Here is a 24735-nt window from a genome sequence, read left to right on the forward strand (position 1 = left end):
TATTTCCAGAGCTTGGAAAGTGTCTAGGAAAGCCGGGGCGATTCAAATGCTAAATCATTCTCATCGAGAAATCGGCGAAATAGCGCCAAGTCCAGTGCAACAGCATATGCAGTTTGATTTGACGCCGCGTCAACAGAAAGTCTGTGATATATATAATATGCTGCCTCACGCCAAACACTGCCGTCTCGATTAATCACGACAGGGAAATGGGTGAACTCATTCGTCGACTCTTCAAACGAACCAGATTCGCAATACGTTGTTGCGTAGCAAAAGGCATCCGTCTTCTGGAAATGTACTGAGCCAGTATTTACTAATGACGAACTAAATCGACTGAAGGATGGCAGAACAACTCTGCGCGAGGAACGGGGGGGCATGGCAGTCTCCGATCACGAAGAAGCCTGTCCATGTATAGAATACTTTAGAGATATGTCAAATCAGTGAAAACTTTGGGGTACGTCCGGATCCTCGACGAAGGCCAGGATGCTGGTGCCGTGTTTCATCGGGCCCGGCTCGCGGGTGATCTTGCCGCCACGGGAGCGGATGTCCTCGCAGGCCTTGTAGACATCCGCCACTTCCAGGGCGATGTGACCGTAGCCGGTACCCAGTTCGTACTGGTCCACGCCCCAGTTGTAGGTCAGCTCGATGACGCTGTTCTCGTCTTCACTGCCGTAGCCGACGAAGGCCAGGGTGAACTGGCCGTCCGGATAGTCCTTGCGGCGCAGCAGGGTCATGCCCAGGATTTCGGTGTAGAAGGCGATGGATTTGTCCAGGTCGCCGACGCGCAGCATGGTGTGCAGCAGTCTCATCGATTCTTCCTCATCAGGCGCCCCGGTGGGGGCTTATAAACACGAACCCCGGCTCGTGGCCGGGGTTCGTTGTGCTTTTCGTAGGAGCGAGCTTGCTCGCGAATCGCGCAAAAAGCAAAGGCTTCGCGAGTACGCTCGCTCCTACCCAAGGGCCGCTCAGAACAGCTTGCGGCCCTTGTTCGCGGCGATGCGCATGCGCAGCGCGTTGAGCTTGATGAAGCCAGCGGCATCGGCCTGGTTGTAGGCGCCGCCGTCTTCCTCGAAGGTCGCGATGTTGGCATCGAACAGCGAGTCGTCGGACTTGCGGCCGACCACGATGACGTTGCCCTTGTACAGCTTCAGGCGCACGACGCCGTTCACGTATTCCTGGGACGCATCGATCATCTGCTGGAGCATCTCGCGCTCCGGGCTCCACCAGTAGCCGGTGTAGATCAGCTTGGCGTAGCGCGGCATCAGCTCGTCCTTCAGGTGAGCGACTTCGCGGTCCAGGGTGATCGACTCGATGGCGCGGTGCGCCTTGAGCATGATGGTGCCGCCGGGGGTCTCGTAGCAGCCGCGGGACTTCATGCCGACGTAGCGGTTCTCGACGATGTCCAGACGGCCGATGCCGTTGGCGCCGCCGATACGGTTCAGTTCGGTCAGCACCTGGGCCGGGGTCATGTCCTTGCCGTCGATGGCGACGATGTCGCCCTTGCGGTAGGTCAGCTCGATGTAGGTCGGGGTATCGGGGGCCTTCTCCGGGGAGACGGTCCACTTCCACATGTCCTCTTCGTGCTCGGTCCAGGTGTCTTCCAGCACGCCGCCTTCATAGGAGATGTGCAGCAGGTTGGCATCCATGGAGTACGGCGACTTCTTCTTGCCGTGGCGCTCGATCGGGATGTTGTGGGTTTCGGCGTAGTCCATCAGCTTCTCGCGGGACAGCAGGTCCCACTCGCGCCAGGGAGCGATCACCTTCACGCCCGGCTTGAGGGCATAGGCGCCCAGCTCGAAGCGCACCTGGTCGTTGCCCTTGCCGGTGGCGCCGTGGGAGATGGCATCGGCGCCGGTCTCGTTGGCGATCTCGATCAGGCGCTTGGCTATCAGCGGACGGGCGATGGAAGTACCCAGCAGGTACTCGCCTTCGTAGATGGTGTTGGCACGGAACATCGGGTAGACGAAGTCGCGGACGAACTCTTCTCGCAGGTCCTCGATGTAGATCTCTTTGACACCCAGCGCCTTGGCCTTGGCACGGGCCGGCTCGACCTCCTCGCCCTGACCCAGGTCGGCGGTGAAGGTCACCACTTCGCAGTTATAGGTATCCTGCAGCCACTTCAGAATTACCGAGGTGTCCAGGCCACCGGAATACGCCAGGACTACCTTCTTCACGTCCGCCATGCCACTCAACTCCACGGGGGTTGTCACGAAAGGGACCGATTCTACTGCCCGCTCAGGATTATTTACAGAGGCGCGACAGCTTTTGACGACAAAGCGACAAATACTATCGTCGGTGCGACTCGCTGCCGCAGCTTCAGCTCCTGGGCGCGGGACTGGCCGCCGCCGGTGGGGCCGCGCCCGCTGTCGAGGCTTCCGGCGCAGCGGGCGCCGCTGAAGCCGGAACGGCCGGCTCTGCCTCGGCGGCAGGTCCGCGAGACAGGTTCACCGTCACCCGACGATTGCGCGCCCGGTTGGCTTCGGAATTGTTCTTCACCAACGGATAGCGCTCGCCATAGAAACGCAGGGTGATCTGCGACTCCGGCACGCCATTGGCCTTGAGATAGTCCATCACCGCGACGGCACGGCGGCGCGAGGTATCGCGGTTGGCCAGGCGATTGCCGCTGTTGTCGGAATGACCGTCGAGCTCGATGCGGTTCACGCTCGGGTCGGCCTTCATATATTGCAGGATGATGTCCAGCTTGGCGCGGCCCAGCGCGTCGAGCCCGGTGCCGCCGTCCGGGAAGCCGATCTGGCTCTGTCGGACCTGATCGAAATTCACCGGCAGCATCTTCGCCGAACAATCCTGGAACTGCGCATAACCGGCGGCAAAACGCGTCGGCAACAGGCGCACCAGCAAACGCTCGCCATCACGGGTGCGATGCCGGACCTCCGGCGTACGGCCTTCCAGCAGGCCGCCGAGCAGACGCCCGGCCTGCTGCTGGGTGCTGTTGAACGGCACGTCGCCAGCGCCGACCTGCACGGCGCCCAGGTTCACCTCGCCCTGCCCTGGCCGCCACGGCGGGGCCGCCGCCAGCAGCGTCGCCGCGCCGCGCCCGAGCCAGTCCTGCTGGGGCTTGAGACGGAAGGTCGGTTGCTCACCGGCGCGCCAGACGAACTCGCCCAGGCCGAAGCCCGCCACGTTCTGCGACAGCCGGCATTCGAACTGGTCGCCCGCCACCGTCCATTCGGCGCTTTCCAGGCGCGTCTGAAAGGTCAGCCCCCAGGCCGGCAGGCTCGCGCAAAGGACAAGCAGGAAAAGAAGAGACTGGCGCACGGCGGTTCCACACAAGCTGGATTGGTTCTTCGAATCTATCGGTCAGCCACGGCGAAACTTGATAGCGAGTGCCGCCGACAACCTTTTCCGGTAGCATTTCCCCACATCTTTCCGCTGCAACCGCCCTCCTGGAATCCGCATGTCCGACCGCCTGACACTCCTGCGCCCCGACGACTGGCACATCCACCTGCGCGACGGCGCCGCGCTCGCGCAAACCGTCGGCGACGCCGCCCGCACCTTCGGCCGCGCCATCATCATGCCGAATCTGGTTCCGCCGGTACGCAATGCCGTCGAAGCCGACGCCTACCGCCAGCGCATCCTGGCCGCCCGTCCGGCCGGCAGCCGCTTCGAGCCGCTGATGGTGCTCTACCTCACCGACCGCACCAGCGCCGACGACGTGCGCGCTGCCAAGGCCTCGGGCTACGTGCACGCCGCCAAGCTGTACCCGGCCGGCGCCACCACCAACTCCGATTCCGGCGTGACCAGCGTCGACAACATCTTCCACGTGCTCGAAGCCATGGCCGACGTCGGCCTGCCGCTGCTGGTGCATGGCGAGGTGACCCGCGCCGAGATCGACGTGTTCGACCGCGAGAAGCGCTTCATCGACGAGCACCTGACCCGCGTGGTCGAGCGCTTCCCGACCCTCAAGGTGGTCCTCGAGCACATCACCACCGGCGATGCCGCCGCCTTCGTCAAGGCCGCCCCGGCCAACGTCGGCGCCACCATCACCGCGCACCACCTGCTGTACAACCGCAACCACATGCTGGTCGGCGGTATCCGCCCGCACTTCTATTGCCTGCCGATCCTCAAGCGCAACACCCACCAGGAAGCCCTGCTGGATGCGGCCACGAGCGGCAGCCCGAAGTTCTTCCTCGGCACCGACTCCGCGCCCCACGCGCGCCACGCCAAGGAAGCCGCCTGCGGTTGCGCCGGCTGCTATACCGCCTATGCCGCCATCGAGATGTACGCCGAGGCCTTCGAGCAACGCAACGCGCTGGACAAGCTGGAAGCCTTCGCCAGCTTCCATGGCCCGGACTTCTACGGCCTGCCGCGCAACAGCGACCGCATCACCCTGGTGCGTGAAGAGTGGGAAGCCCCGGCGGCCCTGCCGTTCGGCGACTTCGACGTGGTCCCGCTGCGTGCCGGCGAGAAACTGCGCTGGCGCCTGCTGGAGACCGAGGCATGAGTGATGAGAACGAAATCTTCGAAGAAGAACTCGACGGTTCCTTCCCGCCCGGCCCGCGCCATCCGATGGCGCGCCGCTTCCGTGGCTACCTGCCGGTGGTAGTGGACGTCGAGACCGGTGGCTTCAACGCCGGCACCGACGCCCTGCTGGAAATCGCCGCCGTCACCATCGGCATGGACGAAAGCGGTTACCTGTTCCCCGAACACACCTACTTCTTCCGTGTGGAGCCCTTCGAAGGCGCCAACATCGAGCAGGCCGCGCTGGAGTTCACCGGCATCAAGCTGGACCACCCGCTGCGCATGGCCGTGCCGGAAGAACAGGCGCTGACCGAGATCTTCCGCGGCGTGCGCAAGTCGCTGAAGTCCAACGGCTGCAAGCGGGCGATCCTGGTCGGCCACAACAGCAGCTTCGACCTGGGCTTCCTCAACGCCGCGGTGAACCGCAGCGGCGTGAAGCGCAACCCGTTCCACCCGTTCTCCAGCTTCGACACCGCCACCCTCGCCGGCCTCGCCTACGGCCAGACCGTCCTGGCCAAGGCCTGCCAGACCGCCGGCATCGAGTTCGACAACCGCGAGGCCCACTCGGCGCGCTACGACACCGAGAAGACCGCCGAGCTGTTCTGCGGCATCGTCAACCGCTGGAAAGAGTTCGGCGGCTGGATGGAAGACGATCACTGATCGTTCTTCCCGTCTCCATGGAAACGCCTCGCACCTGCGGGGCGTTTTCTTTCTCCTACAAGGCCTGCGCACTCTCTGCACGCGCTTTCTGTAGCGAGCTTGCTCGCGAACAAGACGTCAGCGTCGGGGCTTACGTCCGCGGGGCGATGGTTCGCGAGCAAGCTCGCTCCTACGAAGAGCTTTACCGCGCGCCCACAAAAAAGCCCCGCCAAGGCGGTAATGCCGTTCACTTAAGAAAAACGCCGCGACTCCTTTGCCAGGATCGCGGCGTTTCTTTGCTCCGCAGGTCGCCTCAAGCGGAGATTTTGAATGGGTTGTTCCCTCTGTGGCTCTGAAAAAGGAACAAAAAACCGATACCAGAGCACCTGGTATCGGTTTATCGGAGCTCGCGATTGTCCACTAAATGCTTAAGTGAACAGCATTACCGCCAAGGCGGGGCTCTTTCATGCACAGCCAGCCTTACAGCCTGCCGGCATTCTCTGCCAGGTAGGCGGCGACGCCTTCCGGCGAGGCGGTCATGCCCTTGTCGCCCTTCTTCCAGTTGGCCGGGCAGACTTCGCCATGCTCCTCGGTGAACTGCAGGGCATCGACCAGGCGCAGCAGTTCGTCCATGTTGCGGCCCAGCGGCAGGTCGTTGACGATCTGCGAGCGCACCACGCCGTTCTGGTCGATCAGGAAGGCGCCACGGAACGCGACACCGTCGGCGGACTCGACGTCATAAGCCTTGGCGATTTCATGGGTGATGTCGGCGGCCAGGGTGTACTGGACCGGGCCGATGCCGCCCTTGTCCACCGGGGTGTTGCGCCAGGCGTTATGGGTGAAGTGGGAGTCGATGGACACGCCGATCACTTCGACGTTACGCGCCTTGAAATCAGGGATGCGGCGGTCCAGGGCGATCAGTTCGGACGGGCAGACGAAGGTGAAGTCCAGCGGATAGAAGAACACCAGGCCGTACTTGCCCTTGATGGCTTCGGACAGCACGAAGCTATCAACGATCTCGCCGCTGCCGAGGACGGCGGCTACGTTGAAGTCGGGAGCTTTCTTACCTACGAGTACGCTCATTCCATGTTTCCTTCGGTGGTGAGGACGTAAGGGAGTGCAAGATGCCCTGCCCGGCTTGAAGCGGCCGGATCCGCGGCTATCCACTCCAGAGGGGCGGCCATGATACACCGCGACTTTCCGGTGCGCCCAGCGCACGCCCTTCTCCTCGCAACGCTAACCCTTTGGCGGAAATGACCATTTGTCCGGTGGAAGAAAAGCCCGTCCACAAATTTTGACAATCATTCTCATTAAGATTAGTATCGCCTCCAACAACCCCATAGCGACCAGTAGTGCAACCATGTACGTCTGTCTCTGCCAAGGTGTCACCGATACCCATATCCGCGATGCGATCTACGAAGGTTGCTGCAACTACCGCGAAGTGCGTGAAAGCACCGGCGTCGGTACCCAGTGCGGCAAGTGTGCCTGCCTCGCCAAGCAGGTGGTCCGCGAGACCCTTGGCGAACTGCAGAGCGCGCAGTCGGTGAACTATTCCCTCGCCTATGCGGCAAGCTGATCGAGGCGATCTACGCTCAGTTCAGCTGAAGACTCCAGAAAACCGGGCCATGCCCGGTTTTTTTATGCCTGAAATTCAGCATCTTACTGCCGAGATGAGGAATGAAAACATTCGCATTCATATTCCTTTTTATAAGGTTTTCAAGTACTTATGTTTGACAGCCAGTTATAAGAGGACCACACTTTCAGACTCTCCCACTCCACACGGCAGGACTCCGGCATGAAAGGCGACAAGAAAGTCATCCAGCACTTGAACAAGGTCCTCGGCAACGAGCTGATCGCCATCAACCAATACTTCCTGCACTCGCGCATGTGGAACGACTGGGGCCTGAAACGCCTCGGCGCGCACGAGTACCACGAATCCATCGATGAGATGAAACACGCCGACAAGCTCATCGAACGCATCCTGTTCCTCGAAGGCCTGCCCAACCTGCAGGACCTGGGCAAGCTGCTGGTCGGCGAGAACACCCAGGAAATGCTGCAGTGCGACCTGAACCTGGAACTCAAGGCCGCCAAGGATCTGCGCGACGCCATCGTGCACTGCGAAAACGTGCATGACTACGTGAGCCGCGATCTGCTCAAGGACATCCTCGAGTCCGAGGAAGAACACATCGACTACCTGGAAACCCAGCTGGGCCTGATCCAGAAGGTCGGCCTGGAGAACTACCTGCAGTCGCACATGCACGAAGACGACTGATCAGGAAAAAGGCACCGGCGCGGTTGTGGACGCCGGTGCCCTTCCCTTCTCAAGCGTTCGCCTTCGGCGGACGGCGCACCAGCGATGCCTTGAGCACCAGCCCGGCACACAGCCCCACCACCACCAGCAACGACAGACGCAGCCCCACGTGCTCGGCGAGGAAGCCGATCAGCGGCGGCCCCATCAGCAAGCCCCCATAGCCGAACGACGCCACCGCGGCCACGCCGCTGGAAGGCTCGACACCCGGTCGATTGCCCGCCGCGCCGATCAGGATCGGCACCACCACCGACAGCCCCGCGCCCACCAGGGCGAAGCCGGCGATTGCGCCCGCCACCGAAGGGCTGAACAACGCCAGCAGCATGCCCGTGCACGCCAGCAGCGCCAGGTTGCGCACCAGCGTCTCGTCGGCGAAACGCACCCGCAGGCGGTCGCCGAACAGCCGTCCCAGCACCATAGTCGCGGAGAATGCCGCGAAGCCCAGGGCCGCCAGGCGTTCGGACGCGCCCATTACCTGATGCAGCAACAAGGCGCCCCAGTCAGCGACCGCGCCTTCGGAGACGAATGCGCACAGAGTCAGCAGACCCAGGCCAATCAGCGCCGGTGGCGGCAGGCGCCAGCCGCGTTGGGCTGGCGCCTCTTCCTCCACGGGTTCCGGACGTCCTTCGAACAGGTGACGGGCGAAGAACGGCAGGATCGCCACGGCGATCAGCGCCAGCAGGGTGAAATGCCGGATCGGCGCCAGGTCCGCGAAGGCCGCCGCCCCCACCGCGCCGACCAGGCCGCCCAGGCTGTACATGCCGTGCAGGCTGGAAATGCAGGGCCGACCGAGGCGCCGCTCCACTTCCACGGCCTGGGTGTTCATCGCCACGTCCATGCAGGCGAAGGTCAGACCGACCACCAGGAAGCCTGCCGCCAGCTCCCAGACGTTCCGCGCCAGCCCCAGCAAGGGGAAGCAGGCCATCAGCGCCAACCCGGAGACGACGGTGAGCGCCCGGCTGCCGTAGCAACGCACCAGGGAGCCGGCGAAGACGAACGCCAGCAGCGCGCCGAAGCCCGCGCCCAACAGGGCCTGGCCGAGCTGCTGCTCGTCCACCCCGGTCATGCCCTTGAGCGCCGGCACCCGCCCCATCACGCTCCCGTGCACCATCCCACCCATCGCGAAACAGTATCCACACGCCCAGCGCGCGGCGTTGGCCCGCGTTTGTTCAGTCATTTGTTTTTCCCAAAAAACAAAGCCCCGCCGAAGCGGGGCTTTGTGCGGCAGCAGGAAAGACTCAGGCGTCGGCCTTGCCTACGGCTTCCTTGATCAGCGGTTGCAGCTCACCCTTCTCGAACATCTCGGCCAGGATGTCGCTGCCGCCGACCAGCTCACCGCCGACCCACAGTTGCGGGAAGGTCGGCCAGTTGGCGTACTTGGGCAGGTTGGCGCGGATTTCCGGGTTCTGCAGGATATCCACGTAGGCGAACTTCTCGCCGCAAGCCATCAGCACCTGTGCGGCGCGGGACGAGAAACCGCACTGGGGAGCGTTCGGCGAACCCTTCATGTACAGCAGGACAGGGTTGTTGGCGATCTGCTCTTTGATGGTATCGATGATATCCATGAACTTCCTCGGCTGAACTATCAGATACTGACCCGGCAATCCCCACGGTGGGCTTTGGCCGGCACGGTACCGCGCATTGTACTGCAAAGCCGAGTACAACGCTCGGCTTTGCAGGTGACGTGCGTCAGCTTGTCAGGCCGCCTCGACCTCCACCGGCACGCCATTGAGCGCCGTGTTGCCGGAGAGCGCATCCAGGTGGCGTTCGTCGGTCAGGTCGTTGGCGCTCACCCCACCCTGTTCGCGGGCGATGGACAACTGCACGCCCGGCCGCCCGTGCCCCCAGCCGTGGGGCAGGCTGACCACGCCGGCCATCACCTCGTCACTGGCCGCCACCTCGATCTCGATGCTGCCGACCCGCGAGCGCACTCGCACTTTCTGGCCGTCGACCAGCCCGCGCGACGCCAGGTCCTGCGGGTGCATGAGCAGTTGGTGGCGCGGTTTGCCCTTCACCAGGCGGCGATAGTTGTGCATCCAGGAATTGTTGCTGCGCACATGGCGACGGCCGATCAGCAGCAGTTGATCCAGCGCCGGTGCCTGGGCATCGGCGAAGCGTCGCAGGTCGTTCAGCAGGATTTCCGGGGCGGCCTCGACACTCCGGCTGGCAGTCTTCAGGCGCGCAGCAAGGTTGGGCCGCAGCGGCCCGAGGTCCAGCCCGTGGGGATGCTCACGCAGCCGCGCCAGGTTGAGCTTGTGTTCGGACGCATCGCCATAGGGGCCGAAACGCAGCCCCATTTCGATCATCTGCTCCGGCGCCATCGTTGGTTTCAGCTCACCGCCCATGCGCGCGGCGTAGGCCTTGGCCAGACCGACGAAGATCTCCCAGTCGTGCAGCGCGCCCTGCGGCCTGGACAGCACCGCCTCGTTGAAGCGGGTGACGTTGCGCACCGCGAAGACATTGAAGGTGGTGTCGTAGTGATCGTGCTCCAGCGGCGCGGTGGGCGGCAGGATCAGGTCGGCGTAGCGCGTCGTCTCGTTGATGTAGAGATCGATGCTGAGCATGAACTCCAGGCCGTCCAGTGCCTGTTCCAGGCGCCGGCCATTGGGCGTGGACAACACCGGGTTGCCCGCCACCGTCACCAGCGCGCGGACCTGCCCCTCCCCTTCGCTCAGCATTTCCTCCGCCAGCGCCGCCACCGGCAGCTCGCCGCCGTACTCCGGCAAGCCGGACACGCGGCTCCGCCAGCGGTTGAAGGCGCCACCGGAGGTAGTCGCCACCAGGTCCACCGCCGGCGTGGTGCACAGCGTGCCGCCCACGCGGTCGAGGTTGCCGGTGAGCAGGTTGATCAGTTGCACCAGCCACTGGCAGAGGCTGCCGAACACCTGCGTCGAAACACCCATGCGCCCATAGCAGACGGCCTTGTCGGCGGCGGCGAAGTCGCGCGCCAGCTGGCGAATGTCCTGCGCCGGCACGCAACAGCGTTCGGCCAGCGCCTCGACCTTGAACGGTTTCAGTGCCTCGCGCACCGCGTCCAGGCCGGTTACCGGCAGGTGTGTCTGGCGGAGCAGGTTTTCGCTGAACAACGTATCGAGAATACCCAGCAGCAGCGCCGCGTCCTCGCCGGGGCGGACGAACAGGTGCCGGTCGGCCAGCGCCGCCGTCTCGGTACGGCGCGGATCGACGACCACCAGCTTGCCGCCCCGCGACTTCAGCGCTTTCAGACGCTTCTCCACATCCGGCACGGTCATGATGCTGCCGTTGGATGCCAGTGGGTTGCCACCGAGGATCAGCATGAAATCGGTATGGTCGATGTCCGGGATCGGGATCAGCAGGCCGTGGCCGAACATCTGCTGGCTCACCAGGTGGTGCGGCAACTGGTCCACCGACGTCGCCGAATAGCGGTTGCGCGTTTTCAACTGGCCGAGGAAGTAGTTGCTGTGGGTCATCAGCCCGTAGTTGTGCACGCTGGGATTGCCCTGGTACACGGCCACGGCATCGTTGCCGTGGCGTGAACGGATCTCCGCCAGGCGCGTGGCGACCAGCTCGAAAGCCTCGTCCCAGCCAATCGGTTGCCACTCCTCGCCGACGCGGCGCATCGGTTGGCGCAGGCGGTCCGGGTCATTCTGGATGTCCTGCAGCGCGACGGCCTTGGGGCAAACATGCCCGCGGCTGAAACTATCCTGCGGATCGCCCTTGATCGAGAGGATGCGCTCATCCTCGGTCTCGATGGTCAGGCCGCAGATGGCCTCGCACAGATGGCACGCACGGTGGTGGAGGGTCTTGCTCATGGCTCGCCTCGTTATTGTTGTCGCCGGCGCCTCATGGGGCCGGTCGTCTTGTCGAGCAAGCACTATGGAGCGGGGATACGACGAACGCCACTAGCGTCAGTCGGGTGAATCGGGGGGCATCAGGGGGGAGGATGGAAGGATCGCGCGGACACCGAGGCACCCGCGCAATGCGCCGGCGGGATCATCCCGCCGGCAGGGCGGCTCAGTGGATGCTCTTGATCGAGCCCTTGTTGCCGGTGACCTTGACGTCGACTTTCTTGAAGATGAAGTAATCCTGGACGTTCACTTCATAGCGCGGCGCCACGATCAGGTCGGAGCCGGAGCTCTTCACTGCCTTGAAGGCCGCCGCCGCCTTGGCGCTGGAGACCGGGTCGAAGGCACCCAGACCCAGGCCGCTGGATTCGCCACCGTAGGTCACGCCGTCGGCGAACTGGGAGTCGCCGCCGAACTTCAGGAAACCGAACAGGACGTTGACCTGGGATTGACCGCTGATGGTCTCACCTACGGCGACATCGGCCTTCAGGCCAGTCTTGACTTCCTGGTCCAGCGCAGCGCTCGGCTGGCTGATATTGTAGGTGGTGCAGCCGCCGGCGGTGGCAATCACGGCGGTGATGGCAGCGGACATCCAGAACTTCTTCATGAAACAACTCCTTAGGGGATGAAACGGATACACCACCTTCTGATGGCGGCGAAAAGCTACCAATCGCCCCTGGAGCACGTATGTAGTCCACCGCCTCTAAAGCCGTCGGAAACGTCCCAGAGCCCTGCGCTGTGCGAAACTTGCGTAGATCCGTCATTTCCTTATAGGATCGCGCCTTCCCCCATTTTCCGCTCCATGCGGTCCCGCCGCAGGTTCAGCCCGTTTTTTCTCACGAAAGCCGGTCGGTACCTCGGCCCGATTCTGAGAATAAGTAGTAGGTACGAACCATGAGCGCACGGCACTTCCTCTCGATGCTGGATTACACGACCGACGAACTCCTCGGTCTGATCCGCCGCGGCAGCGAGCTGAAGGACCTGCGTGACCGAGGCGTGCTCTACGAACCGCTGAAGAACCGCGTGCTGGGCATGATCTTCGAGAAGGCCTCGACGCGGACGCGGATTTCCTTCGAAGCCGGCATGATCCAGCTCGGCGGCCAGGCCATCTTCCTCTCCCCGCGCGATACCCAGCTGGGCCGTGGCGAGCCGATCGCCGACGCCGCGCGGGTGATGTCGCGGATGGTCGATGCGGTGATGATCCGCACCTTCGCCCACAGCAACCTGATCGAGTTCTCCGAGAACTCCCGCGTGCCGGTGATCAACGGCCTGTCGGACGACCTGCATCCCTGCCAGTTGCTGGCCGACATGCAGACCTTCCACGAGCATCGCGGCAGCATCGCCGGCAAGACCGTGGCCTGGATCGGCGACGGCAACAACATGTGCAACAGCTACATCGAGGCGGCGATCCGTTTCGACTTTCAGTTGAACGTGGCCTGCCCGGAAGGTTACGAGCCGAATGCCGCGCTGATGGAGCTGGCCGGCGAGCGCGTGAAGGTCGTGCGCGACCCGCGCGAAGCGGTGGCCGGCGCGCATCTGGTGAGCACCGACGTGTGGGCCTCGATGGGCCAGGAAGACGAAGCGGCCGCGCGCCTGCGCCTGTTCCAGCCATATCAGGTAACACGTGCGCTGCTCGACGGCGCGGCGGCGGATGTACTATTCATGCACTGCCTGCCGGCCCACCGTGGCGAAGAGATCAGCGAAGACCTGCTGGACGACGCGCGCTCAGTGGCCTGGGACCAGGCGGAAAACCGTCTCCACGCCCAGAAGGCCCTGCTCGAACTGCTGGTCGAGCACGCCCACTACGCCTGAGAGCCTGCCCATAATCTGCCTGCGCGGCCCCGGGCGGCGTTGGAATCAGGTAAAAAATGCTCATTCAGCAGGCGTAAACTGCGCTTTTTACCTGATTCCGCCTGGCCCGGACTGCGCTCGGCGAGATTCTGAACAGGCTCTACGTTCAATGACCCAAACGCTACTGCTCACCCTCGACGATCTTTCCTGTGGCTATGAACAGCAGCGTGTGGTGCAAGGCGTCAGCCTGCACCTGAACGCCGGCGACATCGGCTGCCTGCTCGGCCCCTCGGGCTGCGGCAAGACCACCACCCTGCGCGCCATCGCCGGTTTCGAGCCGGTGCAGAGCGGGCGCATCGAGCTGGCCGGCGAAGTGATTTCCCGCCCCGGCTTCACCCTGTCGCCGGAGAAGCGCCGGATCGGCATGGTGTTCCAGGACTACGCGCTGTTCCCGCACCTGTCGGTGGCGGACAACATCGCCTTCGGCATCCGCAAGCATCCCGAGCGCGAGCGCATCGTCACCGAACTGCTGCAGTTGGTGAAGCTCGACCGCCTCGGCCAGCGTTACCCGCACGAACTCTCCGGCGGCCAGCAGCAACGCGTGGCCCTGGCCCGCGCGCTGGCCCCGCAGCCACAACTGCTGCTGCTCGACGAACCCTTCTCCAACCTCGACGTGGAGCTGCGCCGCCAGCTCAGCCACGAGGTGCGCGATATCCTCAAGGCGCGCGGCACCAGCGCGATCCTGGTTACCCATGACCAGGAAGAGGCCTTCGCCGTCAGCGACCACGTCGGCGTATTCCGCCACGGCCTGCTGGAGCAATGGGACACCCCGTTCAACCTCTACCACGAACCGCAGACCCCCTTTGTCGCCAGCTTCGTCGGCCAGGGCTATTTCATTCGCGGACAGATGCGCGGCACCGATGCGGTACAGACCGAACTGGGCCTGCTGCGCGGCAACCGCGCCTACAGCCTGCCGGACGGCAGCGCCGTGGATGTGCTGCTGCGTCCGGACGATCTGGTGCCGGCGGCCGATGGCCCATTGAAAGCGCGGATCGTCGGCAAGTCATTCCTCGGCGCGGCGACACTCTACCGCCTGCAGTTGCCCACGGGCACCCTGCTGGAGTCGATCTTCCCCAGCCACGCCGATCACCAGCCCGGCGATGAAGTGGGCATCAGCGTCGCCGCCGAGCACCTGGTGCTGTTCCCCGCCCAGGGCAGCGTGGAAGCGCACCAGGCCCTCGGCCACCAGCGCTGAACCTCAGAGGACCATCCGGCCACTGGCGATCAGCCGCGCGTGGCCAGCGATGCGCGCCCGGTCGCCCTCGAGGCGGCACCACAGTTCACCGCCGCGCGCCGAGCACTGGTAGGCGCGCATCTGCAACTTGTTCAGACGCTGCGACCAGTAAGGGATCAGGCTGCAATGGGCGGCGCCGGTCACCGGGTCTTCGTTGAGGCCGATGGCCGGGGCGAAGAAGCGCGAGACGAAGTCATAGTCGTCGCCACGCGCGGTGACGATCACGCCCAGGTACGGCATCCGCGACAGCGCCGCGAAGTCGGGCGAGCAACTACGCACGGCCTGCTCGGACTCCAGCAGCACCAGCAGGTGCACCGGCGTGTTCAGGGCGTCCACCACCGGCAGGCCCAGCGCCTGTTCCAGTTCCACGGTGCTGCCCACCTCGCTCGGCGGCTGCGCGGGGAAATCCAGGGCCAGCCGGCCTTCCTCGCGGAACACCCGCAGCGGCCCGGATTGCGAGTTGAGCTCCAGGGACTGGCCCGGCTCGCCGAACACCTCGAACAGCACATGGGCGCTGGCCAGCGTGGCATGGCCGCACAGCGGCACCTCGGCGGTCGGGGTGAACCAGCGGATGCGCCAGCCTTCGGCCTCCTGCACCAGGAAAGCGGTCTCGGACAGGTTGTGCTCGGCGGCGATCCTCTGCATCAACTCATCGGCCAGCCAGGCATCGAGGCGGTAAACCATCGCCGGGTTGCCAGCGAAGGGACGGTCGGTGAAGGCGTCCACCTGATGGAAATCGAGTTGCATGGCAGTCTCCTGAAAGTGATGCCCGAGCATGACAGAAGCCGATGGAGCGCGAACCGTACAGAAGGGGCCAGACAGTCCCCCGCCCCCATCAACAAGCAGCGACCGATCAGCTTCGACCGATGGGCGCGAATTTCGCCGAGGTCAGGCCCGCCAGGGTCGCGGCGCTCAGTTCCACTTCCAGCCCGCGCCGGCCGGCGCTGACATGGATGGTCGGGAAGCCCTGGGCGGATTCGTCGATGAAGGTGCGCAGGCGCTTCTTCTGTCCCAGCGGGCTGATGCCGCCCACCAGGTAGCCGGTGGCGCGCTGCGCAGCGTTGGGGTCGGCCATGTCGGCCTTCTTCACGCCCGCCGCGTGGGCCAGCGCCTTGAGGTCCAGGCTGCCCACTACCGGCACCACCGCCACCAGCAGTTCACCCTTCTCGCTCGCCGCCAGCAGCGTCTTGAATACCCGCGCCGGGTCGAGGTTGAGTTTCTCGGCGGCCTCCAGGCCATAGGACGGCGCCTTGGGGTCGTGCTCGTAGCTCAGCACCTGGTGTTCGGCGCGGTTCTTTTTCAGCAGGTCGATGGCGGGGGTCATGATCGGCAGGCTTCTCGCAGGCGGCTTTCCAGCGCATAACAGTAAGCCAAGGTGTGGCGCACTGCACGGTGTTCGCTTCACCGACGCGGATGAATCCCGTATGTTCACCGCCAGTCCCTGCCCGGACCTGCCGCCGGGGTTGCCGAACGAAATCCGCACAAGGCCGCCGCCATGACCGACCTTACGAACAAGAAATACGTCGTTGCCCTCGACCAGGGCACCACCAGCTCGCGCGCCATCGTCTTCGACCATGACGCCAACGTGGTCAGCGTGGCCCAGCGCGAGTTCGCGCAGATCTACCCGCAGCCGGGCTGGGTCGAGCACGACCCGATGGAAATCTGGGCGACCCAGAGTTCGACCCTGGTGGAAGCCCTCGCCCAGGCCAACATCGGCTTCGGCGAAGTGGCCGCCATCGGTATCACCAACCAGCGCGAAACCACCCTGGTGTGGGACAAGGCCAGCGGCCGGCCGATCCACAACGCCATCGTCTGGCAGTGCCGGCGCAGCGCGGCGATCTGCGAGCAGCTCAAGCGCGACGGCCTGGAGCAGCACATCCGCGACACCACCGGGCTGGTCATCGACCCCTACTTCTCCGGCACCAAGCTGAAGTGGATCCTCGACAACGTCGAAGGCGCCCGCGAACGCGCCCAGCGCGGCGAGTTGCTGTTCGGCACGGTCGACAGCTGGCTGATCTGGAAGCTCACCGAAGGCGAGGTGCACGTCACCGACTACACCAACGCCTCGCGCACCCTGATGTTCGACATCCACCAGCGTGACTGGGACGAGCGCCTGCTCACCGCGCTGGACATCCCGCGCGCCATGCTGCCCCAGGTACGCGCGTCCTCGGAAATCTACGGCCACTGCAAGGTCGGCGGCCTGGGCGTGCACCGCACGCCGATTGCCGGGATTGCCGGAGACCAGCAGGCCGCGCTGTTCGGCCAGATGTGCGTGGAACCGGGCCAGGCGAAGAACACCTACGGCACCGGCTGCTTCCTGCTGATGAACACCGGCGCCAAGGCAGTGAAGTCCACCCACGGCCTGCTCACCACCATCGCCTGCGGACCGCGCGGCGAAGTGGCCTATGCGCTGGAAGGCGCGGTGTTCAACGGCGGCTCCACCGTGCAGTGGCTGCGCGACGAACTGAAGGTGATCAACGACGCCCACGACTCCGAGTACTTCGCCACCAAGGTGAAGGACAGCAACGGCGTCTACCTGGTCCCCGCCTTCACCGGCCTCGGCGCGCCCTACTGGGACCCGTACGCCCGTGGCGCGCTGTTCGGCCTGACCCGCGGGGTGAAGGCCGACCACCTGATCCGCGCCACCCTCGAATCCATCGCCTACCAGACCCGCGACGTGCTCGACGCCATGCAGCAGGACGCCGGCGAACCGCTGCGTGCCCTGCGCGTGGACGGTGGCGCGGTCGCCAACAACTTCCTCATGCAGTTCCAGGCCGACATCCTCGGCACCCCGGTGGAACGCCCGCAAATGCGCGAAACTACAGCGCTGGGCGCCGCGCTGCTGGCGGGCCTGGCCTGCGGTTTCTGGGGCAGCCTGGCCGAACTGAAGAACAAGGCGGTGATCGAGCGGGTATTCCAGCCAGCCTGCGACGAGGCCGAGCGCGCGCGGCTGTATGCGGGGTGGAAGAAAGCCGTGGAGCGTACGCGTGGCTGGGCGGCCGAGGACTGACGCGCATGGCTCTTTGTAGGAGCGAGCTTGCTCGCTAACCGCCTGATGCCGACGTGCCAAGTGGGGTTAGCGAGCAAGCTCGCTCCCACAAGTTCATGACATACCCTGCCCACTCCGGCATCCTTGCCCCTTCGGCCCGTCCGCACGAGCACCGCGCATGAACCTGCCACCCCGACAGCAAAGCATCCTCGACCTGGTCCGTGAACGTGGCTACCTGAGCATCGAGGAGCTCGCGCAGCAGTTCGCCGTGACCCCGCAGACCATCCGCCGCGACATCAACCAGCTCGCCGAACAGAGCCTGCTGCGCCGCTACCACGGCGGCGCGGCCTGGGATTCGAGCATCGAGAACACCGCCTACAACACCCGCGCCGACCAGATGCGCGACGAGAAGCAGCGCATCGCGGAAGCCATCGCCGGGCACATCCCGGACAACGCCTCGTTGTTCATCAACATCGGCACCACCACCGAAGCCATCGCCCGCGCCCTGCTCGGCCATCGCCACCTGAAGATCATCACCAACAACCTGCACGTGGCCAGCATCCTCGCCGGCAAGGACGACTTCGAAGTGCTGGTCGCCGGCGGCACCGTGCGCGGCGACGGTGGCGTGGTCGGCCAGGCGGCGGTGGACTTCATCGAGCAGTTCCGCGTCGACTTCGCCGTGGTCGGGATCAGCGGCATCGACGAAGACGGCAGCCTGCTGGACTTCGACTACCAGGAAGTGCGCGTCTCCCGCGCCATCATCGACAACGCCCGGCAGGTGTTCCTCGCCGCAGACTCCAGCAAGTTCGGGCGCAACGCCGTGGTGCGCCTGGGCCCGATCGCCCTGGTCAACCGCGTGTTCACCGACAGCCCGCCACCCGCCGCCGTGGCACGCCTGCTGACACAGCACAAGGTCCAGCTCGAGCTGGTCTGAACGCCACTCCAGTCTTTTCAATTTCGAATAATCTGACGAACGCCCGCGCGATTTCGCGCCTTGAGCTGGTCATATTTCGTTCATGGAACTAAGATATTTTCGAAAACGAACATAAATACGTTCATTTCCACTCGAGGCGGCCCCCATGAACTCAACCCGCTCGCGCAACGCGCCCCTGGCTGAAGTCTATGACCTGGCCGTCGTCGGCGGCGGCATCAATGGCGTGGGTATCGCGGCGGACGCCGCCGGGCGCGGCCTCTCGGTGTTCCTCTGCGAACAGCACGACCTCGCCAGCCACACCTCCTCCGCCAGCAGCAAGCTCATCCACGGCGGCCTGCGCTACCTCGAACACCATGAGTTCCGCCTGGTGCGCGAAGCCTTGGCCGAACGCGAAGTGCTGCTGGCCAAGGCGCCGCACATCGTCCACCCGCTGCGCTTCGTTCTGCCGCACCGACCGCACCTGCGTCCGGCCTGGATGATCCGCGCCGGCCTGTTCCTCTACGACCACCTGGGCAAGCGCGAAAAACTGCCGGCCTCCCGTGGCCTGCGCTTTGGCCCGCAAAGCCCGCTGAAGGCCGACATCAGCCGCGGTTTCGAATATTCCGACTGCACTGTCGACGACGCCCGCCTGGTGGTGCTCAACGCCATGAGCGCCCGCGAGCACGGCGCGCATATCCACCCGCGCACCCGCTGCGTCAGCGCGCGGCACAGCAAGGGCTTGTGGCACCTGCATCTGGAGCGCCGGGACGGCAGCCTCTACTCGGTCCGCGCCCGCGGCCTGGTGAACGCCGCCGGGCCCTGGGTCGACCGCTTCCTACGCGAGGAACTGCGCCAGAAACCGCCCTACGGCATCCGCCTGATCCAGGGCAGCCACCTGATCGTGCCGCGCCTGTACGACGGCGACCACGCCTACATCCTGCAGAACGAGGACCGGCGCATCGTCTTCGCCATTCCCTACCTGCAGCACTTCACCCTGATCGGCACCACCGACCGCGAGTACCGGGGCGACCCGACGCAGCTCCAGATCAGCGAAGATGAAATCGATTACCTGCTGAACGTGGTCAATGCCCACTTCACGCGCCAGCTCGGCCGCGACGACATACTGCGCAGCTTCTCCGGCGTACGGCCGCTGTGCGACGACGAGTCGGACGATCCTTCGGCCGTCACCCGCGACTACACCCTGGCGCTGGACAACACCCCCGGTGAAGCCCCGCTGCTCTCGGTGTTCGGCGGCAAGCTGACCACCTACCGCAAGCTCGCCGAAGCCGCGCTGGAGCAACTGGCACCGTCGTTCACCGGCGTCATGGGCCCGCGCTGGACCGCCACCGCCCCGCTACCCGGCGGCGAATCGATGGGCAGCGTCGAAGACCTGGCGATCCAGCTGATGGGGCGCCTGCGCCAGCTCGACCCGGCCCTCGCCCGGCGCTGGGCCAGCACCTACGGCAGCCGCATCTGGAACCTGCTGGACGGCGCACAAGAGGTCGGCGAGCTGGGCGAACACCTGGGTGGCGGGCTCTATGCCCGCGAAGTGGAATACCTGTGCCGCGAGGAATGGGCGCGCGACGCCGACGACATCCTCTGGCGCCGCACCAAGCTCGGCCTGTTCCTCACCGACCGGCAGCAGGAGCGGCTGGCACAGTTCCTGCGCAGCGAAAGCCCGAGGGAACCGAGCACACAGGTTGCCTGAGCGTCCGCGGCCGGATTGCAGGCCTGGAGGCAAACGCCATGCTCGCCGATAATGCTCGACGCCATCATCCCTGTGGCGTCGCTGTATCGAGACCTTCGTGGACCTGATTCTCAAGGCAACCCTCGGCGCCGGCGTGGTGCTGATCCTCGCCGCGCTGTCGAAGACACGCAATTACTACATCGCCGGGCTGGTGCCGCTGTTTCCCACCTTCGCCCTGATTGCCCACTACATTGTGGGCAAGAGTCGCTCGCTGGATGACCTGAAGACCACCATCGCGTTCGGCATGTGGTCGATCATCCCCTACTTCGTCTACCTCGCCGCGCTCTACCTATTGGTGGATCGCCTGCGCCTGGAGTTGTCGCTGGCGATGGCGGCGCTGGCCTGGCTGGTGGCCGCCTCGCTGCTGGTGACCATCTGGGTGCGCCTGCACTGAATCAGGCGCGCTCGGCGATGGCGCAGTCATACACGGCCCGCATGGCAGCGATGTCCTCGCCGGAAGTCCTTGCTGGAAGTGGCCGGCCAGCCGTAGACGGCCTCGACGTTGGGCGAGCAGGTCACCTGCTGATCAGGTTGTCGTCGCTGCCACAGGTCACTTGTGCATCGCGGTGCGCGAGATACCCAGCGCCGTGCCCGCGGTCTGCAGATGGTAATCCGTTGCCCGGAAGCCTCTTTACGCAGCGAGCGTACTCGCGAACCGCCCGACGCCAAAACTCGCCGGGAAACGGATTCGCGAGCAGGCTCGCTCCTGCAAAGAGCCGCGCGACGCTAGAGCTGCGCGACATGCCCGCCGCCGTGATGCGCCCGCAGGTAAGGCAGCACCGCACCGAGCAGCGGCGCCTTGAAATCCTCCTGGAAGCGGTGCGCCATGCCGGGGATCAGTTTCAGCTCCGAACCACGGATATGCGCCGCCACATGCACCCCGTGCATCACCGGCAGCAACGGATCGGCGGTGCCGTGGACCACCAGGGTCGGCACGTCCAGGCGGTTGAGCAAGGCCACCCGGCTCGGTTCGGCGAGGATCGCCAGCAGTTGTCGCTGCACACCCTCGGGGTTGAAGGCGCGGTCGTAGGACCGGGCCGCCTGCTCCAGCAGTTGCTGGCGGTCGTCGCGCACCTCGGGGCTGCCGAGCGCGGCCAGCAGGTCGGCCTGCTGCTCGATGGCCTGCTCACGGCTGGCGGCCTCGCGCCGGGCGAGCAGGCGCAACAGCGACTCGCTGGGCGCCGGCAGGCCCTCCGCGCCGGAACTGGTCATCACCAGGGTCAGGCTGATCACCCGGTCCGGCGCAAGGTCGGCGACGTGCTGGGCGATCATCCCGCCCATGCTCGCGCCCAGCACATGGGCACGCTCGACGTGCAAGGCATCGAGCAGGCGCAGCGCATCGTCCGCCATGTCGGTCAGGCTGTAGGGAGCGCTCACCGGCAGCCCCAGGCGGTAGCGGATCACTTCGTAGGTCAGGTTGCCGCTGGGCGTGGGAATGCGCCAGGCGGACAGCCCGACATCGCGGTTGTCATAACGGATCACCCGGAAGCCCTGCTGGCAGAGCGCCTCGACCACCTCGTCGGGCCAGTGGATCAGTTGGCCGCCCAGGCCCATGATCAGCAGCAGCGTCGGGTCCTGCGGACGGCCGATGCTCTGGTAGGCCAGGCGCACGTCGCCCAGGTCGACCAGATCGGTCGGCACCCTGGGATCACAACGATCGCCGGCAAAGGAAAGCGAGGGCAGTCCGCACAAAAGGGCGACCGCCAGCAGGAAGGCACGCATGATGAAAATCCGGAACGCAAAACCCCAGTGGAACGGGATTCTGATGAATTTCCGTCATTCGCTCTGCCACAGGTCCGTGACAATTTGATGAAAGGCGCCGAGTGGTCACGGACGGCCCTTCCCCTGACCCTGATCAAGGGCGAAGTGCCCCGCCGCTGGAGAAGATAAGGGACCACCGCACGGAACCGCTCACATGGCCTACCCCCTCCTGCTCATCCTGCACCTGCTCGCCGCGATCCTGTTCATCGGCACGGTGTTCTTCGAAGTCCTGATCCTGGAGAGCGTTCGCCACCACGTACCGGCGCGGGCCATGCGCGCGGTGGAGGCCGCCGTCGGCCGGCGCGCCCGGCACCTGATGCCGTGGGTCATCCTGACCCTGTTCGGCGCCGGCCTGGGCATGCTGTACCTGCGCTACCTGCCGCTGCTGGCCGATCCGCTGGCATCCCCCTTCGCCACCCTGCTCAGCCTCAAGCTGCTGCTGGCCACCAGCGTGCTCGGACACTTCGCCTTCGCCATGTACTCCTTCCGTACCGGCCGCATGACCGGCCAGCGCTCGCGGCGCATCCACTACAGCGTGTTCGTCCACGTGCTGGCCATCGTCGTGCTGGCCAAGAGCATGTTCTACCTGAGCTGGTGACACCCGCGCTCAGGCGAACTCGCGGCGCAACTGGCGGGCCGCCGCGACCAGGTTGATCAGCGCCGCCTCCGTCTCCGGCCAGCCACGGGTCTTCAGGCCGCAGTCGGGGTTGACCCACAGACGTCCGGCGGGAATCCGCTGCGCCGCCTTGCGCAGCAGGGCGACCATTTCCTCGGTGCCCGGTACGCGCGGCGAGTGGATGTCGTAGACGCCCGGGCCGATCTCGTTGGGGTACTCGAACGCCTCGAAGGCCTCCAGCAACTCCATGTCCGAGCGCGAAGTCTCGAGAGTGATCACATCGGCGTCCATCGCGGCGATGGACTCGATCACATCGTTGAATTCGCTGTAGCACATGTGGGTGTGGATCTGGGTTTCGTCGCGCACGCCCGAAGCACACAGGCGGAAGGCCTCGGTGGCCCAGTCCAGATAGGATTTCCACTGTTCCCGGCGTAACGGCAGGCCCTCGCGGAACGCCGCTTCGTCGATCTGCACGATACGGATGCCGGCGCGCTCCAGGTCTTCCACCTCGTCGCGGATCGCCAGCGCCAACTGACGCGCCTGCACCTCGCGCGGCACATCCTCGCGCGGGAAGGACCACATCAGCATCGTCACCGGTCCGGTCAGCATGCCCTTCATCACCTTGTCGGTGAGGCTCTGGGCGTAGCGGATCCACTCGACCGTCATCGGCCGCGAGCGGCTCAGATCGCCGACGATCACCGCCGGTTTCACGCAGCGCGACCCGTAGCTCTGTACCCAGCCAAAGCGCGTGAAGGCATAGCCGTCGAGCTGTTCGGCGAAGTATTCGACCATGTCGTTACGCTCGGCCTCGCCATGCACCAGCACATCCAGGCCAAGCCCTTCCTGCAGCTCCACGGCGTGACGGATTTCGCCGTGCATGGCCTCCACGTAGTCCGCTTCGGACAGTTGCCCCTGACGGAACGCCTGGCGCGCCAGACGGATCGCCGGCGTCTGCGGGAAGGAACCGATGGTGGTGGTCGGGAACAGCGGCAGGTCGAGCCTGGCTCGCTGCTTTTCGATACGCACGGCAAAGGGCGACTGGCGTCGCGCATCCCGGGGACGAATACCGGCCACGCGCGCCTGCACCTCGGGCTTGTGAATGCGCGGCGAAGCGGCGCGACGGGCCCGCACGGCCGCGTTCCCGGCCAGCGCGGCAAGCACCTCCGGCGCTTCGGGCTCGCTCACCGCCCGTGCCAGCAGCGCCACTTCGGCGCACTTCTGCACGGCGAAAGCCAGGGAATCCTTCAGCTCGGCCTCCAACTGCTCCTCGCGGTCCAGGTCCACCGGGCAATGCAGCAACGAACAGGACGGCGCAACCCAGAGCCGCTCGCCCAGCCGTTCGTGGGCATGGCGCAGTACCTCCAGCGCCGCTTCGAGATCGCAGCGCCAAACATTGCGGCCGTTCACCAGGCCCAGGGACAGCACCTTGTAGGACGGCAGGCGATCGAGAATGCTCGGGTACTGCTGCGGCGCGCGCACCAGGTCGATGTGCAGGCCGTCCAGCGGCAGGCTCGCGGCCAGCCCGAGGTTGTCTTCGAGACCGCCGAAGTAGGTAGCGATCAGCTTCTTCAGCGGTTCGCGCTGGAGCAGGTTGTAGGCGCGCTCGAATGCGGTCTTCCAGTCCTGCGGCAGGTCGAGCGCCAGGATCGGCTCGTCGATCTGCACCCACTCCACGCCCTGGGCGGCCAGACGCTGGAAGATCTGGCCATAGACCGGCAGCAGCCGTTCGAGCAAGTCGAGCTTGTCGAAACCGGCGTGCTCGCCCTTGAGCTTGCCCAGCCACAGGTAGGTCAGCGGGCCGATCAGCACCGGCTTGACCGCATGCCCCAGCGCCAGCGCCTCGTCCACCTCGTCGAACAGTTGCTCCCAGCTCAACTGGAACTGCTGGTCGACGCTGAACTCCGGGACCAGGTAGTGGTAATTGGTGTCGAACCACTTGGTCAGCTCTTGCGCAAAGCCGGGCTGCCCATGCGCACCGCCGCAGCAGGCATCGTTGCCGCGGCCACGGGCCATTGCGAACAGGGTCTGCAGCGTCGGCTGGCCGTCCTGCGGGCGGAAGCGCTCGGGAATCGCGCCGAAGGTCAGAGAATGGGTCAGCACCTGGTCATACCAGGCGAAATCCCCCACCGGCAGCAGATCGATACCGGCGTCCTTCTGTACCTGCCAGTGCGCGGCGCGCAGCTCGCGCCCCACCTTGCGCAGCCCGGCTTCATCCAGCTCGCCTTTCCAGAAGGCTTCCAACGCCTTCTTCAGTTCACGGTCGCGACCGATGCGGGGAAAACCGAGGGTGTGGGCCAATGCCATGACGGAAACTCCAGTCCAATACGTCAGATGCAGGCATTGTCGACAGCCGGGTGTTCATGAGACAAACTCAATT

Annotated in this window: 24 protein-coding genes; 12 read left to right on the top strand and 12 right to left on the bottom strand. The window is 65.1% G+C overall.

Annotated features, from left to right (window positions below; translation table 11 throughout):
* Positions 1-193 (top strand): hypothetical protein (locus tag ACYCAX_RS17765; RefSeq protein ID WP_460248508.1); only part of this gene is annotated, 193 nt, incomplete at its 5' end.
* A gap of 241 nt (positions 194-434) precedes the next feature.
* Here ACYCAX_RS17765 and gloA read toward each other — a convergent pair.
* The 3 genes from gloA to ACYCAX_RS17780 all read right to left on the bottom strand — a co-directional run bounded on the left by gloA (position 435) and on the right by ACYCAX_RS17780 (position 3273).
* Complete coding sequence (gene gloA, locus ACYCAX_RS17770; RefSeq protein WP_460248509.1) at positions 435-806, bottom strand: lactoylglutathione lyase; 372 nt, start codon at positions 804-806, stop codon at positions 435-437.
* Positions 807-962: 156 nt separating this feature from the next.
* The gene (locus ACYCAX_RS17775) at positions 963-2180 is read right to left on the bottom strand and encodes an argininosuccinate synthase (protein ID WP_015476178.1); all 1218 of its coding nucleotides are present in this window, start codon (positions 2178-2180) and stop codon (positions 963-965) included.
* A 133-nt stretch (positions 2181-2313) separates the two neighbouring features.
* Positions 2314-3273, bottom strand: coding sequence for a MotY family protein (locus tag ACYCAX_RS17780; protein WP_460248510.1), 960 nt, complete (start codon positions 3271-3273; stop codon positions 2314-2316).
* 139 nt (positions 3274-3412) lie between these two features.
* Here ACYCAX_RS17780 and pyrC point away from each other — a divergent pair, with 139 nt between their 5' ends.
* The gene (pyrC, locus tag ACYCAX_RS17785; RefSeq protein WP_015476176.1) at positions 3413-4459 is read left to right on the top strand and encodes a dihydroorotase; all 1047 of its coding nucleotides are present in this window, start codon (positions 3413-3415) and stop codon (positions 4457-4459) included.
* Positions 4456-5136: a ribonuclease T gene (rnt, locus tag ACYCAX_RS17790; protein ID WP_015476175.1), complete on the top strand. Its 681-nt coding sequence runs from the start codon at positions 4456-4458 to the stop codon at positions 5134-5136. The genes pyrC and rnt overlap by 4 nt, the downstream gene beginning before the upstream one ends.
* 459 nt (positions 5137-5595) lie before the next feature.
* On the opposite strand, the gene ACYCAX_RS17795 is transcribed toward rnt, so the two are convergent.
* A complete protein-coding gene (locus ACYCAX_RS17795; RefSeq protein WP_015476174.1) occupies positions 5596-6198 on the bottom strand; it encodes a peroxiredoxin in 603 nt (200 codons plus the stop codon).
* A gap of 277 nt (positions 6199-6475) precedes the next feature.
* Between ACYCAX_RS17795 and ACYCAX_RS17800 the strand changes: the two genes are divergently transcribed.
* On the top strand, positions 6476-6691 hold the full coding sequence (locus tag ACYCAX_RS17800) for a bacterioferritin-associated ferredoxin (protein WP_015476173.1): 216 nt from the start codon (positions 6476-6478) through the stop codon (positions 6689-6691).
* Positions 6692-6910: 219 nt separating this feature from the next.
* The gene (gene bfrB / locus ACYCAX_RS17805; RefSeq protein ID WP_015476172.1) at positions 6911-7387 is read left to right on the top strand and encodes a bacterioferritin BfrB; all 477 of its coding nucleotides are present in this window, start codon (positions 6911-6913) and stop codon (positions 7385-7387) included.
* A gap of 49 nt (positions 7388-7436) precedes the next feature.
* On the opposite strand, the gene ACYCAX_RS17810 is transcribed toward bfrB, so the two are convergent.
* The 4 genes from ACYCAX_RS17810 to ACYCAX_RS17825 all read right to left on the bottom strand — a co-directional run bounded on the left by ACYCAX_RS17810 (position 7437) and on the right by ACYCAX_RS17825 (position 11854).
* Positions 7437-8600 (bottom strand): MFS transporter, encoded by a 1164-nt coding sequence (locus ACYCAX_RS17810; protein WP_294980159.1) that lies wholly within the window; start codon positions 8598-8600, stop codon positions 7437-7439.
* A 61-nt stretch (positions 8601-8661) separates the two neighbouring features.
* The gene (grxD, locus tag ACYCAX_RS17815; protein WP_015476170.1) at positions 8662-8988 is read right to left on the bottom strand and encodes a Grx4 family monothiol glutaredoxin; all 327 of its coding nucleotides are present in this window, start codon (positions 8986-8988) and stop codon (positions 8662-8664) included.
* Positions 8989-9120: 132 nt separating this feature from the next.
* Positions 9121-11214 (bottom strand): molybdopterin oxidoreductase family protein, encoded by a 2094-nt coding sequence (locus ACYCAX_RS17820; RefSeq protein WP_460248511.1) that lies wholly within the window; start codon positions 11212-11214, stop codon positions 9121-9123.
* A 202-nt stretch (positions 11215-11416) separates the two neighbouring features.
* On the bottom strand, positions 11417-11854 hold the full coding sequence (locus ACYCAX_RS17825; RefSeq protein ID WP_460248512.1) for a hypothetical protein: 438 nt from the start codon (positions 11852-11854) through the stop codon (positions 11417-11419).
* 287 nt (positions 11855-12141) lie between these two features.
* On the opposite strand from ACYCAX_RS17825, the gene argF reads away from it, so the two are divergent.
* Positions 12142-13059, top strand: a complete 918-nt coding sequence (argF, locus tag ACYCAX_RS17830; RefSeq protein ID WP_460248513.1) for an ornithine carbamoyltransferase — start codon at positions 12142-12144, stop codon at positions 13057-13059.
* 148 nt (positions 13060-13207) lie between these two features.
* A complete protein-coding gene (locus tag ACYCAX_RS17835) occupies positions 13208-14293 on the top strand; it encodes an ABC transporter ATP-binding protein (protein WP_460248514.1) in 1086 nt (361 codons plus the stop codon).
* 3 nt (positions 14294-14296) lie between these two features.
* Here ACYCAX_RS17835 and ACYCAX_RS17840 read toward each other — a convergent pair whose 3' ends face one another.
* Both ACYCAX_RS17840 and ybaK read right to left on the bottom strand, forming a co-directional pair.
* On the bottom strand, positions 14297-15079 hold the full coding sequence (locus tag ACYCAX_RS17840) for a PhzF family phenazine biosynthesis protein (protein WP_460248515.1): 783 nt from the start codon (positions 15077-15079) through the stop codon (positions 14297-14299).
* A gap of 106 nt (positions 15080-15185) precedes the next feature.
* Positions 15186-15656 (bottom strand): Cys-tRNA(Pro) deacylase, encoded by a 471-nt coding sequence (gene ybaK / locus ACYCAX_RS17845; RefSeq protein WP_015476164.1) that lies wholly within the window; start codon positions 15654-15656, stop codon positions 15186-15188.
* Positions 15657-15827: 171 nt separating this feature from the next.
* Here ybaK and glpK point away from each other — a divergent pair, with 171 nt between their 5' ends.
* The 4 genes from glpK (at position 15828) to ACYCAX_RS17865 (ending at position 20375) form a co-directional block, all read left to right on the top strand.
* A complete protein-coding gene (gene glpK / locus ACYCAX_RS17850) occupies positions 15828-17342 on the top strand; it encodes a glycerol kinase GlpK (protein WP_015476163.1) in 1515 nt (504 codons plus the stop codon).
* Positions 17343-17499: 157 nt separating this feature from the next.
* Positions 17500-18255 (top strand): DeoR/GlpR family transcriptional regulator, encoded by a 756-nt coding sequence (locus ACYCAX_RS17855; protein WP_460248516.1) that lies wholly within the window; start codon positions 17500-17502, stop codon positions 18253-18255.
* Between the two features lie 145 nt (positions 18256-18400).
* Positions 18401-19942: a glycerol-3-phosphate dehydrogenase gene (gene glpD / locus ACYCAX_RS17860; protein WP_460248517.1), complete on the top strand. Its 1542-nt coding sequence runs from the start codon at positions 18401-18403 to the stop codon at positions 19940-19942.
* 106 nt (positions 19943-20048) lie between these two features.
* Positions 20049-20375, top strand: a complete 327-nt coding sequence (locus ACYCAX_RS17865) for a GlpM family protein (protein WP_294975934.1) — start codon at positions 20049-20051, stop codon at positions 20373-20375.
* Positions 20376-20707: 332 nt separating this feature from the next.
* On the opposite strand, the gene ACYCAX_RS17870 is transcribed toward ACYCAX_RS17865, so the two are convergent.
* Positions 20708-21703: an alpha/beta fold hydrolase gene (locus tag ACYCAX_RS17870; RefSeq protein WP_460248518.1), complete on the bottom strand. Its 996-nt coding sequence runs from the start codon at positions 21701-21703 to the stop codon at positions 20708-20710.
* Positions 21704-21896: 193 nt separating this feature from the next.
* On the opposite strand from ACYCAX_RS17870, the gene ACYCAX_RS17875 reads away from it, so the two are divergent.
* Positions 21897-22340, top strand: a complete 444-nt coding sequence (locus tag ACYCAX_RS17875; RefSeq protein WP_294975879.1) for a CopD family copper resistance protein — start codon at positions 21897-21899, stop codon at positions 22338-22340.
* A 9-nt stretch (positions 22341-22349) separates the two neighbouring features.
* Here the strand turns inward: ACYCAX_RS17875 and metE are convergent, their stop codons facing one another.
* A complete protein-coding gene (gene metE / locus ACYCAX_RS17880) occupies positions 22350-24662 on the bottom strand; it encodes a 5-methyltetrahydropteroyltriglutamate--homocysteine S-methyltransferase (protein WP_460248519.1) in 2313 nt (770 codons plus the stop codon).
* Positions 24663-24735: the final 73 nt, after the last annotated feature.

This window comes from Pseudomonas sp. MT3 (genome assembly GCF_054720805.1).

What these genes read in the sequence shown, in the direction of transcription:
- glpD (WP_460248517.1), top strand. Translation starts at nt 18,401, where the DNA reads ATGAACTCAACCCGCTCGCGCAACGCGCCCCTGGCTGAAGTCTATGAC.
- ybaK (WP_015476164.1), bottom strand. Translation starts at nt 15,656, where the DNA reads ATGACCCCCGCCATCGACCTGCTGAAAAAGAACCGCGCCGAACACCAG.
- ACYCAX_RS17775 (WP_015476178.1), bottom strand. Translation starts at nt 2,180, where the DNA reads ATGGCGGACGTGAAGAAGGTAGTCCTGGCGTATTCCGGTGGCCTGGAC.
- metE (WP_460248519.1), bottom strand. Translation starts at nt 24,662, where the DNA reads ATGGCATTGGCCCACACCCTCGGTTTTCCCCGCATCGGTCGCGACCGT.
- ACYCAX_RS17855 (WP_460248516.1), top strand. Translation starts at nt 17,500, where the DNA reads ATGAACCTGCCACCCCGACAGCAAAGCATCCTCGACCTGGTCCGTGAA.
- bfrB (WP_015476172.1), top strand. Translation starts at nt 6,911, where the DNA reads ATGAAAGGCGACAAGAAAGTCATCCAGCACTTGAACAAGGTCCTCGGC.
- pyrC (WP_015476176.1), top strand. Translation starts at nt 3,413, where the DNA reads ATGTCCGACCGCCTGACACTCCTGCGCCCCGACGACTGGCACATCCAC.
- argF (WP_460248513.1), top strand. Translation starts at nt 12,142, where the DNA reads ATGAGCGCACGGCACTTCCTCTCGATGCTGGATTACACGACCGACGAA.
- ACYCAX_RS17825 (WP_460248512.1), bottom strand. Translation starts at nt 11,854, where the DNA reads ATGAAGAAGTTCTGGATGTCCGCTGCCATCACCGCCGTGATTGCCACC.
- gloA (WP_460248509.1), bottom strand. Translation starts at nt 806, where the DNA reads ATGAGACTGCTGCACACCATGCTGCGCGTCGGCGACCTGGACAAATCC.
- ACYCAX_RS17795 (WP_015476174.1), bottom strand. Translation starts at nt 6,198, where the DNA reads ATGAGCGTACTCGTAGGTAAGAAAGCTCCCGACTTCAACGTAGCCGCC.
- ACYCAX_RS17840 (WP_460248515.1), bottom strand. Translation starts at nt 15,079, where the DNA reads ATGCAACTCGATTTCCATCAGGTGGACGCCTTCACCGACCGTCCCTTC.
- ACYCAX_RS17800 (WP_015476173.1), top strand. Translation starts at nt 6,476, where the DNA reads ATGTACGTCTGTCTCTGCCAAGGTGTCACCGATACCCATATCCGCGAT.
- rnt (WP_015476175.1), top strand. Translation starts at nt 4,456, where the DNA reads ATGAGTGATGAGAACGAAATCTTCGAAGAAGAACTCGACGGTTCCTTC.
- ACYCAX_RS17820 (WP_460248511.1), bottom strand. Translation starts at nt 11,214, where the DNA reads ATGAGCAAGACCCTCCACCACCGTGCGTGCCATCTGTGCGAGGCCATC.
- ACYCAX_RS17875 (WP_294975879.1), top strand. Translation starts at nt 21,897, where the DNA reads ATGGCCTACCCCCTCCTGCTCATCCTGCACCTGCTCGCCGCGATCCTG.
- grxD (WP_015476170.1), bottom strand. Translation starts at nt 8,988, where the DNA reads ATGGATATCATCGATACCATCAAAGAGCAGATCGCCAACAACCCTGTC.
- ACYCAX_RS17810 (WP_294980159.1), bottom strand. Translation starts at nt 8,600, where the DNA reads ATGACTGAACAAACGCGGGCCAACGCCGCGCGCTGGGCGTGTGGATAC.
- ACYCAX_RS17870 (WP_460248518.1), bottom strand. Translation starts at nt 21,703, where the DNA reads ATGCGTGCCTTCCTGCTGGCGGTCGCCCTTTTGTGCGGACTGCCCTCG.
- ACYCAX_RS17835 (WP_460248514.1), top strand. Translation starts at nt 13,208, where the DNA reads ATGACCCAAACGCTACTGCTCACCCTCGACGATCTTTCCTGTGGCTAT.
- glpK (WP_015476163.1), top strand. Translation starts at nt 15,828, where the DNA reads ATGACCGACCTTACGAACAAGAAATACGTCGTTGCCCTCGACCAGGGC.